The sequence below is a fragment of the Enterobacter sp. E12 genome (assembly GCF_014596715.2).
In the GTDB taxonomy this organism is placed as follows: domain Bacteria; phylum Pseudomonadota; class Gammaproteobacteria; order Enterobacterales; family Enterobacteriaceae; genus Enterobacter; species Enterobacter bugandensis.
In genome coordinates this window covers 3791851-3804868 of the sequence record NZ_CP115601.1, presented here as the reverse complement: position 1 = coordinate 3804868, position 13018 = coordinate 3791851, and the positions used below count along the sequence as shown (strand labels likewise).

At 61.6% G+C, this 13018-nt stretch carries 12 protein-coding genes; 10 read left to right on the top strand and 2 right to left on the bottom strand.

Annotation, left to right across the window (positions count from 1 at the left end):
- Position 1 precedes the first annotated feature (1 nt).
- Genes IB212_RS18160 through hycI form a run of 6 tightly spaced genes read left to right on the top strand, consistent with a single transcriptional unit; the run spans position 2 to position 4824 of the window.
- On the top strand, positions 2–925 hold the full coding sequence (locus tag IB212_RS18160; protein WP_041908474.1) for a respiratory chain complex I subunit 1 family protein: 924 nt from the start codon (positions 2–4) through the stop codon (positions 923–925).
- A gap of 15 nt (positions 926–940) precedes the next feature.
- Positions 941–2650, top strand: coding sequence for a formate hydrogenlyase subunit HycE (hycE, locus tag IB212_RS18155; RefSeq protein WP_041908476.1), 1710 nt, complete (start codon positions 941–943; stop codon positions 2648–2650).
- Between the two features lie 9 nt (positions 2651–2659).
- Positions 2660–3202 (top strand): formate hydrogenlyase complex iron-sulfur subunit, encoded by a 543-nt coding sequence (locus IB212_RS18150; RefSeq protein ID WP_041908477.1) that lies wholly within the window; start codon positions 2660–2662, stop codon positions 3200–3202.
- Positions 3202–3969 (top strand): NADH-quinone oxidoreductase subunit B family protein, encoded by a 768-nt coding sequence (locus IB212_RS18145; protein ID WP_041908478.1) that lies wholly within the window; start codon positions 3202–3204, stop codon positions 3967–3969. The genes IB212_RS18150 and IB212_RS18145 overlap by 1 nt, the downstream gene beginning before the upstream one ends.
- The gene (locus tag IB212_RS18140; protein ID WP_041908479.1) at positions 3966–4376 is read left to right on the top strand and encodes a formate hydrogenlyase maturation HycH family protein; all 411 of its coding nucleotides are present in this window, start codon (positions 3966–3968) and stop codon (positions 4374–4376) included. The genes IB212_RS18145 and IB212_RS18140 overlap by 4 nt, the downstream gene beginning before the upstream one ends.
- Positions 4369–4824, top strand: coding sequence for a hydrogenase maturation peptidase HycI (gene hycI, locus IB212_RS18135; RefSeq protein ID WP_041908481.1), 456 nt, complete (start codon positions 4369–4371; stop codon positions 4822–4824). Before IB212_RS18140 ends, hycI begins: the two co-directional genes overlap by 8 nt.
- Positions 4825–4903: 79 nt before the next feature.
- On the opposite strand, the gene IB212_RS18130 is transcribed toward hycI, so the two are convergent.
- The gene (locus IB212_RS18130) at positions 4904–6328 is read right to left on the bottom strand and encodes a 6-phospho-beta-glucosidase (RefSeq protein ID WP_041908483.1); all 1425 of its coding nucleotides are present in this window, start codon (positions 6326–6328) and stop codon (positions 4904–4906) included.
- A gap of 18 nt (positions 6329–6346) precedes the next feature.
- Positions 6347–7798, bottom strand: a complete 1452-nt coding sequence (gene ascF, locus IB212_RS18125; RefSeq protein WP_041908485.1) for a PTS cellobiose/arbutin/salicin transporter subunit IIBC — start codon at positions 7796–7798, stop codon at positions 6347–6349.
- A gap of 213 nt (positions 7799–8011) precedes the next feature.
- Between ascF and IB212_RS18120 the strand changes: the two genes are divergently transcribed.
- The 4 genes from IB212_RS18120 (at position 8012) to IB212_RS18105 (ending at position 12951) form a co-directional block, all read left to right on the top strand.
- Positions 8012–9025: a LacI family DNA-binding transcriptional regulator gene (locus IB212_RS18120; RefSeq protein ID WP_041908487.1), complete on the top strand. Its 1014-nt coding sequence runs from the start codon at positions 8012–8014 to the stop codon at positions 9023–9025.
- A 133-nt stretch (positions 9026–9158) separates the two neighbouring features.
- Complete coding sequence (hydN, locus tag IB212_RS18115) at positions 9159–9704, top strand: electron transport protein HydN (protein ID WP_008499565.1); 546 nt, start codon at positions 9159–9161, stop codon at positions 9702–9704.
- A gap of 6 nt (positions 9705–9710) precedes the next feature.
- The gene (gene hypF / locus IB212_RS18110; protein ID WP_041908489.1) at positions 9711–11927 is read left to right on the top strand and encodes a carbamoyltransferase HypF; all 2217 of its coding nucleotides are present in this window, start codon (positions 9711–9713) and stop codon (positions 11925–11927) included.
- Between the two features lies 1 nt (position 11928).
- Positions 11929–12951, top strand: a complete 1023-nt coding sequence (locus IB212_RS18105) for a HoxN/HupN/NixA family nickel/cobalt transporter (protein WP_041908490.1) — start codon at positions 11929–11931, stop codon at positions 12949–12951.
- The last annotated feature ends 67 nt before the right edge of the window (positions 12952–13018 follow it).

Sequence of the window (13018 nt, the reverse complement as noted above, 5' to 3'; positions counted from 1 at the left end):
CATGAGTCTTTTACTGGCAATTCTTCAGGCGCTGGTGCTGTTCGCCGCCGCGCCGCTGCTGTCGGGCATCACGCGCGTGGCGCGCGCCCGAATGCACAACCGTCGCGGGCCTGGCGTGCTCCAGGAGTACCGCGATCTCTTCAAACTGCTCTCTCGCCAGAGCGTCGCTCCGGATGCCGCGGGCTGGGTGTTCCGCCTGACGCCGTTCGTGATGGTCGGCGTGATGCTCACCATCGCCACCGCGCTGCCAGTGGTCACGGTAGGCTCGCCGCTGCCGGTGCTCGGCGATCTGATTACGCTCATCTACCTCTTCGCCATCGCGCGCTTCTTCTTTGCGATTGCGGGCCTGGACACCGGCAGCCCGTTTACCGGCATCGGCGCCAGCCGCGAGGCGATGCTCGGCGTGCTGGTGGAGCCGATCCTGCTGCTGGGGCTGTGGGTGGCCGCGCAGGTTGCAGGTTCGACCCACATCAGTTTTATCACCGACACCGTTTACCACTGGCCGGTGGCCCGCTCCATCCCGCTCGTGCTGGCACTCTGCGCCTGCGCGTTCGCCACGTTTATTGAGATGGGCAAGCTGCCGTTCGATCTCGCGGAAGCGGAGCAGGAGCTGCAGGAAGGGCCGCTTACCGAGTACAGCGGCTACGGCTTCGCGGTGCTGAAGTGGGGCATCAGCCTTAAGCAATTGGTGGTGTTGCAGATGTTTGTTGGCGTTTTCTTCCCGTGGGGGCAGATGACGCACTTCTCTGCAGGCGGCCTGCTGCTGGCCGTGGTGGTTGCCGCCCTCAAGCTGCTGGTCGGCGTGCTGGTCATCGCCCTGTTTGAAAACAGCATGGCGCGCCTGCGTTTTGCGGCAACCTCGCGCATCACCTGGGCCGGTTTTGGTTTTGCATTTTTAGCGTTCGTCTCCTTGCTGGTGGCGTGATTAAAGAGAGTGTTTATGTCTGAAGAAAAGAAAGGTCAGCAGTATCTCGCCGCGTTGCATCAGGCTTTCCCCGGCGTGGTGCTGGAGGAGTCCTGGCAAACCAAAGATCAGATCACCATTACCGTGAAGGTGAACTACCTGCCGGAAGTGGTGGAGTTTCTCTATTACCAGCAGGGCGGCTGGCTGTCGGTGCTGTTCGGTAACGACGAGCGTCAGCTGTGCGGTAACTACGCGGTGTACTACGTGATGTCGATGGAGCAGGGCGAGAAGTGCTGGCTCACCGTGCGCGTCGAGGTCGACCCGAATAAGCCGGAATACCCGTCCGTGACGCCGCGCGTTCCTGCCGCCGTCTGGGGTGAGCGCGAGGTGCGTGACATGTACGGCCTGGTGCCCGTCGGCCTGCCGGACGAGCGTCGTCTGGTGCTGCCGGACGACTGGCCGGATGAACTCTATCCGCTGCGCAAGGACAGCATGGATTACCGCCAGCGTCCGGCCCCGACCACCGACAGCGAAACCTACGAGTTCATCAACGAGCTGGGCAGCAAGAAGAACAACGTGGTGCCGATCGGCCCGCTGCACGTCACCTCCGACGAACCGGGCCACTTCCGCCTGTTCGTCGATGGCGAAAATATCATCGACGCTGACTACCGCCTGTTCTACGTCCACCGCGGCATGGAGAAGCTGGCGGAAACCCGCATGGGCTACAACGAGGTCACGTTCCTCTCTGACCGCGTGTGCGGCATCTGCGGCTTCGCCCACAGCACCGCCTACACCACCTCGGTGGAGAACGGCATGGGGATCGTGGTGCCGGAGCGCGCGCAGATGATCCGCGCCATTCTGCTGGAGGTGGAGCGCCTGCACTCGCACCTGCTGAATCTCGGCCTTGCCTGCCACTTCGTCGGCTTTGACTCCGGGTTTATGCAGTTCTTCCGCGTGCGCGAAGCGTCGATGAAGATGGCGGAGATCCTCACCGGGGCGCGTAAAACTTACGGCCTGAACCTGATCGGCGGGATCCGCCGCGACCTGCTGAAAGACGACATGATCAAGACCCGCCAGCTGGCGCAGCAGATGCGCCGGGACGTGCAGGAGCTGGTGGACATGCTGCTCAGCACGCCAAACATCGAGCAGCGCACCGTCGGGATTGGTCGCCTCGATCCGGAAATTGCCCGCGACTTCAGCAATGTCGGCCCGATGGTGCGCGCCAGCGGCCACGCCCGCGACACCCGCGCCGATCACCCGTTCGTCGGCTACGGCCTGCTGCCGATGACCGTGCACAGCGAACAGGGCTGCGACGTTATTTCTCGCCTCAAGGTGCGTATCAACGAGGTCTACACCGCCCTGAACATGATCGACTTCGGCCTGGACAACCTGCCGGGCGGTCCGCTGATGGTGGAGGGCTTCACCTACATTCCAAACCGCTTTGCCCTCGGCTTTGCCGAAGCGCCGCGAGGGGATGATATCCACTGGAGCATGACCGGCGACAATCAGAAGCTCTACCGCTGGCGCTGTCGCGCGGCGACCTACGCCAACTGGCCTACCCTGCGCTATATGCTGCGCGGTAACACGGTCTCTGACGCGCCGCTGATCATCGGCAGCCTCGATCCATGCTACTCCTGCACCGACCGCATGACGGTGGTGGACGTGCGCAAGAAGAAAAGCCAGGTAGTGCCGTACAAAGAGCTTGAGCGCTACAGCATCGAGCGCAAGAACTCGCCGCTGAAATAAGGACACGCCATGTTTACCTTTATCAAAAAAGTGATCAAAACCGGCGCGCAGACCAGCAGCTATCCGCTGGAGCCGATCCCGGTGGATAAAAACTTTCGCGGCAAGCCGGAGCACAACCCGCAGCAGTGCATCGGCTGTGCGGCCTGCGTCAACGCCTGCCCGTCGAACGCCTTAACGGTGGAAACGGATCTTAAAACCGGCGAGCTGGCCTGGCAGTTTAACCTCGGGCGCTGCATCTTCTGCGGCCGCTGCGAGGAGGTCTGCCCGACGGTCGCCATTCGACTTTCTCAGGAGTACGAGCTGGCGGTGTGGAAAAAAGAGGATTTTCTCCAGCAGTCGCGCTTCGCGCTGTGCAATTGCCGCGTCTGCAAGCGTCCGTTCGCCGTGCAAAAAGAGATCGACTACGCCATCGCGCTGCTGCAGCACAACGGCGACGCCCGCGCGGAGCATCACCGCGAAAGCTTCGAAACCTGCCCGGAGTGCAAACGTCAGAAGTGCCTGCTGCCGTCCGACCGCATTGATATTACCCGCCATATGAGAGAGGCCAGCTGATGGAAAACTTACTCGGCCCGCGCGACGATAACGGCATTCCGGTGCCGCTGACGGTGGAGGAGTCCATCGCCAGCATGAAGGCGTCGCTACTGAAAAAAATTAAACGCTCGGCCTACGTCTACCGCGTGGACTGCGGCGGCTGCAACGGCTGTGAGATCGAGATCTTCGCCACCCTGTCGCCGCTGTTTGACGCCGAGCGCTTCGGCATCAAAGTGGTTCCGTCCCCGCGTCATGCGGACATTCTGCTGTTTACCGGGGCGGTGACCCGCGCCATGCGATCGCCCGCGCTGCGCGCCTGGCAGTCCGCGCCGGATCCGAAAATCTGCATCTCCTACGGCGCCTGCGGCAACAGCGGCGGCATCTTCCACGATCTTTATTGCGTCTGGGGCGGCACCGACAAAATCGTGCCGGTGGATGTCTATATTCCGGGCTGCCCGCCGACGCCTGCCGCCACGCTGTACGGCTTTGCGATGGCGCTCGGCTTGCTGGAGCAGAAGATCCACGCCCGCGCCCCTGGCGAGATCGACAACCAGCCCGCGGCCATTCTGCATCCGGACATGGTGCAGACGCTGCGCGTGAAGGTCGACCGCACGGCGCGCAGGCTGGCGGGCTATCGCTACGGGCGTCAGATTGCCGACGATTACCTGCGCCTGCTGAGCCAGGGCGACCATCAGGTGGCGCGCTGGCTGGAAGCGGAAAACGATCCGCGTCTCAATGAGATCGTGGCAAACCTGAACAGCATTGTGGATGAGGCGCGTATCCGATGAGTGAAACGGTGGTGTTCAGCCAACTGAGCCGTAAGTTTATTGATGAGAACGATGCCACGCCGGATGCGGCGCAGCAGGTGGTCTATTACAGCCTGGCGATTGGGCACCACCTCGGGGTGATCGACTGTCTGGAGGCGGCGCTAACCTGCCCGTGGCCGGAATACCTGGCGTGGATCGCCACGCTGGAGGAGGGCAGCACCGCGCGGCGCAAGATGGAGGGCGTGCCGAAGTATGGCGAGATCGTCATCGACGCCAACCATATCACAATGCTCGCCAACGCCTTTGACGCGGCGCTCGGCAGGCAAACCCCGGCGCAGCAGGCGTGGAGCAAAACGCTGCTCGGCATGCTGCACGATATTCATCAGGAGAGCGCCATCTACCTGATGGTGAGGAGATTACGTGACTGACGTTTTACTGTGTGTCGGCAACAGCATGATGGGCGACGACGGCGCGGGCCCGCTGCTGGCGGAGATGTGCGCCGCAAAACCGCAGGGCGACTGGGTGGTGATTGACGGCGGCAGCGCGCCGGAAAACGATGTGGTCGCCATTCGCGAGCTGCGTCCGGAAAGGCTGTTGATTGTCGATGCCACCGATATGGGGCTGAACCCGGGCGAAATCCGCCTGATTGATCCGGACGACATCGCCGAGATGTTTATGATGACCACCCACAATATGCCGCTGAACTACCTGGTCGATCAGATTAAAGACGACGTGGGCGAGGTGCTGTTTTTAGGAATTCAGCCGGACATTGTCGGCTTTTATTACCCGATGACGCCGCCGGTGAAGGCGGCGGTGGAAGAGGTGTATTCGCGGCTGGCGGAGTGGGTTGGGGATGGAGGGTTTTCTCCGCTCTGAGCAGTGCCGGGTGGCGGCGACGCCTTACCCGGCCTACAAAACCGTAGGCCCGGTAAGCGCAGCGCCACCGGGCAACTGGCTACGCCAGATCCGCCCCGTTACTCGCAATCACCTTTTTATACCACCAGAACGATTTCTTGCGCTTGCGGTCCAGCGTCCCGTTGCCGGCATCGTCGCGGTCAACGTACACAAACCCGTAGCGCTTGCTCATCTCGCCCGTTGAGGCCGACACCAGGTCGATGCAGCCCCAGGTGGTGTAGCCCATCAGCGGCACGCCGTCCTCAATCGCATCGCCCATCGCGCGGATATGCTCGCGCAGGTAGCTGATGCGGTAGTCGTCGTTGATCTCGCCGTTTTCATCAATGACGTCCTTCGCTCCCAGGCCGTTTTCCACCAGGAACAGCGGCTTCTGGTAGCGGTCGTACATCATGTTCATGGTGATACGCAGGCCGAGCGGATCGATGCCCCAGCCCCACTCGCTTACCTGAATATGCGGGTTACGCAGGGACTTCACGATGTTTGCCGCGCTGGTGTTGCCCGCGTTCATGTCCGCCGACGCGCAGCGCGAGGCGTAATAGCTGAACGAGACAAAGTCGACGGTATTTTTCAGCAGTTCGTCGTCGCCTGGGTCTTTAACAATCACGACGCCTTTCTCGCGGAACACGCGGGCGGAGTAAGCCGGATAGCTGCCGCGCGCCTGCACGTCGATAAAGAACAGGTTCTCTCGGTCTTTCTCCAGCGCCATCCACACGTCTTCCGGCTTGCAGGAGTACGGGTAGAAATTTCCGCCCGCCAGCATGCAGCCGACCTGGTTTTCCGGGTTTACCTCGTGAGCGATTTTTGTCGCCAGCGCGCTCGCCACCAGCTCGTGGTGCGCGGCCTGGTATTTCACCAGATCTTCGTTTTCACCTTCCTCAAACACCAGCCCCGCGCCGGAGAACGGGCTGTGCAGCATGATGTTGATTTCGTTGAAGGTCAGCCAGTATTTCACCAGCCCGTTAAATTCCTCGAAGCAGGTGCGGGCGTAGCGGGCGAAGAAATCGACCATCTTACGGTTGCGCCAGGAGCCGTACTCCGTCACCAGGTGCATCGGCACGTCGAAGTGGCAAAGCGTTACCAGCGGCTCAATGTTGTACTTTTTGCACTCCTCGAACACCGCGCGGTAGAAGGCGATGCCCTCTTTGTTCGGCAACGGCTCGTCGCCGTTCGGGTAGAGGCGGCTCCAGGCAATCGAGGTGCGGAACACCGTAAAGCCCATCTCCGCCATCAGGGCGATGTCCTCTTTATAGCGATGGTAAAAATCAATCGCCTCGTGGCTCGGGTAAAACTCATCGTCACGCAGCGAAAAACGCTTTTCCTTACCCAGCTTCACCGCCAGGCGGTTCGCGCCGTGGGGGATCATATCGACCGTCGTCAGTCCTTTGCCGCCTTCACGGTAAGCACCTTCACTCTGGTTGGCGGCAAGCGCGCCGCCCCATAAAAATCCTTGTGGAAAAACAGACATTCTTACCTCGCTTTCAATTTATGCTTTTGCTGCGTTGTTCTGTACCGGTGCGGTCTGCAGGGCGCGCGCTTTTTCAGCCTCGTCTTCGACCGGGATATCCTCAAACCCTAACAGCAGGGTCAGAACAAATGACAGCACCACGGCCAGCCCCATTACGCCAAACACCCAGACGATGGTCATCGGGTTGGCCGGGTCGAAGAACTGCACGCTGGTAAACAGCCCCGGCGCCGCCATTGAGTGGCTGGCAAGGCCTGCCATACCCGCCACCGCGCCGCAGATAAAGCCGCTGATCAGGCTCGCAATCAGCGGACGCTTCAGGCGTACCGCTACGCCGTACAGGGCCGGTTCAGAGATCCCCGCCATGATGGCGGAGGCCGCCGCGGCCAGCGCCGTCTGGCGCAGTTCCGGGTTTTTCGTTTTCCATGCCACCGCCAGCGACGAGCCGCCGAGCGACAGGTTGGCGCCGATTTCTGACGGCATCACCATTCCTTCTTTGCCCGTTTCGGCAATGGTCTGAATGATGGTCGGCGTAAACACGCGGTGCATCCCGGTCATCACCAGCAGTGGCCACAGTGCGCCCATGATGGCGACAGAGAGCCAGCCCAGATAGCCGTGAATGGTGTAGACCAGCGCGGAGATGGCGCTACCGATCCAGATCCCCAGCGGGCCAATCAGCACGATGGCGAGCGGGGCGGCAATCAGCACGATCAGCATCGGTTTGAGGAAGTTTTTCGTCACCGCCGGGGTGATGCGATCCACCCAGCGTTCGATGTACGACAGGCACCAGGTCATCACCAGCGCCGGGATGACGGTATAGGTGTATTTCACCGCCGTCACCGGAATAAAGGCGAACTCAACGTGCTCGCCCTGCGCGGCTTTCGCCATCAGCTCGATAAAGCTCGGGTGCACCAGCACGCCCGCGATGGCAATCGCCAGCGACATGTTGGTTTTAAACTTCACCGCCGCCGAGGCCGCCACCATCAGCGGCAGGAAGAAGAACGCCCCGTCGCCTATGACGGTCAAAATGGTGAGCGTCGGCGCGCCTTTTTCCAGCACGCCAGTCATTTCGAGGATCATCGCCAGCAGCTTGACCATCGAACCGCCGATGATTGCCGGGATCAGCGGCGACATGGTGCCGATCAGCGCGTCGAGGATCCCGGCACCAATGCGGCGTAACGTCAGCTTCTGCGGGCCTTCCGGTACCACGGGCTGCAGGTCAACGGGCAGCAGGCTCACTACTTCGCGGTACGCCTGTGAAACCGTGTTGCCAATAATCACCTGGCACTGGTTGTCGTTACGCACCACGCCAAGCACGCCGCTGATGCTTTTCAGGCGCGCAACGTCGTTAAGATTTTCGTCTTTCAGAACGAAACGCAGGCGCGTCATGCAGTGGGTGACGGCGACGATGTTCTCTTTGCCGCCCAGCGCGCTGATAACGTCGTTTGCCAGCGCAGCGTAGTTTTTGGCCATCGGATCTGTTCCTGTTATCGTTGTGTGAAATGTAGGAAACCGGTTCCACATAATCATCATGAGTTTCTTTTGTTGAAACAAGACCGCTTTTTGGACATTTTTTCTTTTCGTGATGAAGATCGCAGTGGGGTGTAGAAAGCGTGACGTCGTCGCTGCGACAATTTTTTCGCGGTGCAGTACACTGCCCGCATGAGTTTCGGATGGAAGAACAATATGACCACGATGCTGGAAGTGGCGAAGCGGGCAGGCGTATCGAAAGCGACGGTTTCCCGGGTGTTGTCGGGCAACGGCTACGTTAGCCAGGAGACCAAAGACCGGGTTTTTCAGGCCATTGAAGAGAGCGGCTATCGCCCGAACTTGCTGGCGCGAAACCTGGCGACCAAACGCACCCAGACGCTTGGGCTGGTAGTGACCAACACCCTGTATCACGGCGTCTACTTTAGCGAGCTGCTGTTTAACGCCGCGCGGATGACGGAAGAAAAAGGGCGGCAGCTGATCCTCGCCGACGGCAAGCACAGCGCCGAAGAAGAGCGCGAGGCGATTCAGTATCTGCTGGATATGCGCTGCGATGCGGTAATTATCTACCCGCGTTTCCTGAGCGTGGAAGAGCTGGACGAGCTCGTCGAGAATTGCGAGCAGCCGATTATGGTGCTTAACCGCCGCCTGCGGAAAAACAGCAGCCACAGCGTCTGGTCCGATCATAAAGCCTCGTGTCAGGACGCGGTGTCGCAGCTGATTGCGAAAGGGCACCGGGAGATTGCCTTTATCACCGGTTCGCTGGATTCCCCCACCGGGGTTGAACGTCTTTCCGGTTACAGGGATGCGCTGGCGCAGCACGGTATTGCAGCGCGTGACGCGCTTATCGCCGAAGGGAAGTGGAACCCGGCCAGCGGCGCGGCGGCGGTCACTCAACTCCTCTCCCGCGGCGAACCGTTTACCGCGCTGGTGGCGAGCAACGACGATATGGCGATCGGCGCCATCAAGCAACTGCACGACAGCGGCGTCGCCACGCCGGACGCGGTGTCCGTCATCGGCTTTGACGACGTGGCGATTGCGCCCTACATCGTGCCGTCGCTCTCCAGCGTGCGTATTCCGGTGACGGCGATGATCCAGGAGATCGTCAGTCGCCTGATTTTCATGCTCGACGGCGGAGAGTTCAAATATCAGCAAACCTTTTCTGGCGAGCTTGTCCTGCGCGACTCCGTTACCGATGGCCCGCACCGCTGACGTCGACATCTGTCATCGTCACTAATGACGATGACAGAAACGCTGCGTTTTTATTTTTCTTAAAAATCAGTATCTTAAATATTGGCACGGTTTATGAATAGCTTCGCGCATAACAGTTATGCCGGAGAAGCAGATGAACCGTTTTATTATGGCCGATGCCAGCAAGTGCATTGGTTGCCGTACCTGTGAAGTGGCGTGCGTGGTTTCCCACCAGGCGGAGCAGGATTGCGCCTCTCTCACTCCCGATACCTTCCTGCCGCGCATTCACGTCATTAAAGGTGTGAATATTTCCACCGCCGCCATCTGTCGCCAGTGCGAAGATGCGCCGTGCGCGAACGTCTGCCCGAACGGGGCGATTAAGCGCGAGAAGGGCTTTGTGCACGTGATGCAGGAGCGCTGCATTGGCTGCAAAACCTGCGTGGTGGCCTGTCCGTATGGCGCGATGGAGGTGGTTGTCCGCCCGGTGGTGCGCAACAGCGGCATGGGGCTGAGCGTGCGGGCGGAGAAAGCCGAAGCCAATAAATGCGATCTTTGCTATCACCGCGAAGCCGGCCCGGCCTGTATGGAGGCCTGCCCGACGCACGCACTGGTCTGCGTGGATCGTGACAAGCTTGAGCAGATGAGCGCAGAAAAACGCCGTCGCGCGGCGTTCGACACCTCGTCATCGCTGCTGTTTTAAGCTGCGATGAGCGTTAACGGCGTACTGCTTCGGGTGCGCGGCAAAGTGCAGGGCGTAGGGTTTCGGCCCTTTGTCTGGCAGCTGGCGCACCGGCTGAAGCTTGTGGGCGATGTCTGCAACGACGGAGAGGGTGTCCTGGTGCGTCTCGCGGGTAATGGGGGGGACTTTACCGCGAGGCTGCATCAGGACTGCCCACCGCTGGCGCGCATCGATCGCGTTGAAACGCAGCCGTTCACCTGGGCGGACATGCCTGAGGACTTTACCATCCGCCACAGCGATCGCGGGGCGATGGATACGCAAATCGTGCCGGATGCCGCCACCTGCCCGGCGTGTCTGGCTGAAATGCGCGATCCCCGCGAGCGCCGCTATCGTTACCCGTTTATCAACTGCACCCACTGCGGGCCGCGGTTTACCATTATACGCGCCATGCCGTACGACCGTCCGGCCACGTCGATGGCCGCATTCCCGCTCTGCGCGCCGTGCGAAACCGAGTACCGCAACCCGGCCGACCGCCGCTTCCACGCCCAGCCGGTGGCCTGCCCGGACTGCGGGCCGCAGCTGGAATGGCGAGCCGGAGACACTATTGCCACTCGCGAATCGGCCTTAAACGAGGCGGTGAAGAGGCTGAAAAACGGCGGGATCGTGGCGGTTAAAGGGCTGGGGGGATTTCATCTGGTCTGCGACGCGCTTAACCCGCAGGCAGTGGCGACGCTGCGGGCACGCAAGCAGCGCCCGACGAAGCCGCTGGCGGTGATGCTACCGGATGCGGACGATCTGCCGGAGACGATACAGACGCTGTTACGCTCGCCCGCGGCACCGATCGTGCTGACGCCGAAAGCTTCGCTTCCCGCGTTTCCCGAGGAAATTGCCCCTGGGCTCGACTGCGTTGGCGTGATGCTGCCCGCGAACCCGCTCCAGCATCTTTTGCTGATGGACTGCCGGCGCCCGCTGGTGATGACCTCCGGCAACCTCTGCGGCAGGCCGCCTGCCGTCACCAACGCGCAGGCGCTGGAGGAGCTCGGCGGCATCGCGGACGGCTTCCTGCTGCACAACCGCGACATCCTGCAGCGCATGGATGATTCGGTGATGGATCGGGATGGCGCTATCCTGCGTCGTGCCCGGGGTTTTGTGCCCGATGCCGTCACGTTGCCCGCGGGTTTTGAGAATATCCCCGCCATGCTGTGCACCGGTGCAGAGATGAAGAACACCTTCTGCCTGGTGCGCGGCAACCAGGCGGTGCTGAGCCAGCACTTTGGCGATCTGAGCGACGAGGGCGTAGAGGCGCAGTGGCGCAGCGCGCTCTCGACGATGCAGGGCATCTACGCTTTCCAGCCTGATAAGCTGGTGTGCGATGCCCATCCGGGGTATCGCGCGCGCCGGTGGGCGCAGGAGCAGGCGCTGCCCGTCGAAACCGTGCTGCATCATCACGCTCACGCGGCGGCGTGCCTGGCGGAGAACGGCTGGCCGCTCGACGGCGGAGACGCTATCGCTCTGACGCTGGACGGGATCGGCATGGGCGAGAACGGTGCGCTGTGGGGCGGAGAGTGCCTGCGGGTGAACTATCTCGACTGCGAACGGCTCGGCGGCCTGCCTGCCGTGGCGCTGCCGGGCGGCGATCTGGCGGCAAAGCAGCCGTGGCGTAATCTGCTCGCCCACTGCCTGGCGTTTGTCCCGGACTGGCAACGCTACCCGGAAACGCGAGCGGTTCAGCGCCACAGCTGGCCGCTGCTGGCAACGGCGATCCAGCGTGGCATCAACGCGCCGCAGGCGTCGTCCTGCGGTCGTTTGTTTGACGCGGTCGCCTGCGCGCTGGGCATTGACGCGCAGCACTATGAAGGCGAGGCAGCGTGCAGGCTGGAAGCGCTGGCATCGCAGTGCGCGGGCGTCGACCATCCGGTGACGCTGGATGCGGGTAACCTCGCGCTTTTCTGGCAGCAGTGGCTGGCCTGGCAGGCTGAGCCGTGCGAGCGCGCGTGGGCGTTTCACGACGCGCTGGCAAAAGGGCTGGCAGAACTCGCCGCGCTCCATGCCCGACGCTTATCGCTGTCGACAATCTGTCTCAGCGGCGGCGTGTTGCACAACCGTCTGCTGCGCGCGCGCCTGCGTCATTATCTTTCTGACTTTACGCTTCTTTTTCCTTCGCGCCTGCCTGCAGGTGACGGAGCGATCTCCTTCGGGCAGGCGGTGGTCGCCGCTGCCCGGTCATGTTCACAAAGGACTTAAAATGTTACGACTTTTACACAATGAACCTCGCGCCGCGCTTCTGCTGCTGGCTCTGGTAATGGCAAACCTGCTGGCCTGGGGATGGGCATGGCACTCTTTTAGCGGCAGCACGGCGCTGATGGCCGCCAGCCTGCTGGCGTGGTGCTACGGGCTGCGCCATGCGGTGGATGCCGACCACATCGCGGCCATTGATACCGTGACGCGTAAGATGATGCAGCAGGGCAAACGCCCGTGCGGTGTGGGGGCGTGGTTCTCGCTGGGGCACTCCACCATCGTGGTGCTGGCCTCCATTGCCATCGCCGCCACCGCCACGGCGTTTCAGAAAAACATGGAATGGTTCCACGAAACCGGCAGCCTGATTGGCACTGCGGTATCCGCCACTTTCCTGCTGGCGATGGCGCTGGTGAATATGGTGATCCTGCGCGGCGTCTGGCGCAGTTTCCAGGCGCTGAAAAAGGGCCAGACGGTGCAGGGTGACGTCACGCTGCCTGCCCAGGGGGGCGTTATGAACTGGCTGTTCGGTAAAACCTTCCGCCTCGTCAATAAAAGCTGGCAGATGTATCTGGTGGGCTTTCTGTTTGGCCTCGGGTTTGACACTGCCACGGAAATCGGCGTGCTCGGGATCTCCGCCGCCAGCGCCTCCAGCGGGATGTCCGTGTGGTCAATCATGATCTTCCCGGCGCTCTTCGCCAGCGGCATGGCGCTGGTGGATACGCTCGATAACCTGCTGATGGTCGGTGCCTACGGCTGGGCGTTTGATAAACCGCAGCGCAAGCTCTACTACAACATGACCATCACTGGCACCTCCGTGGTGGTGGCGCTGTTTATCGGCGGGCTGGAAGCGCTGGGTCTGCTGATGGACAAATTCGCCCTCAGCGGCGGCGTCTGGGATCTGATTGGCGCGGTGAACGACAACCTGGGCAACGCCGGGTTTGTGGTGGTCGGGTTGTTTGTCGCCTGCTGGCTGATCTCCATGGTCAACTACCGCTGGCGCGGCTACGACGCGCTGGTGGTGCGTTCCTGAACTCCCCACCCTGTTTTACCCGGCGGCGCTACGCTTGCGCGGGTCTGCATGTAGGCCGGGTAAGCGG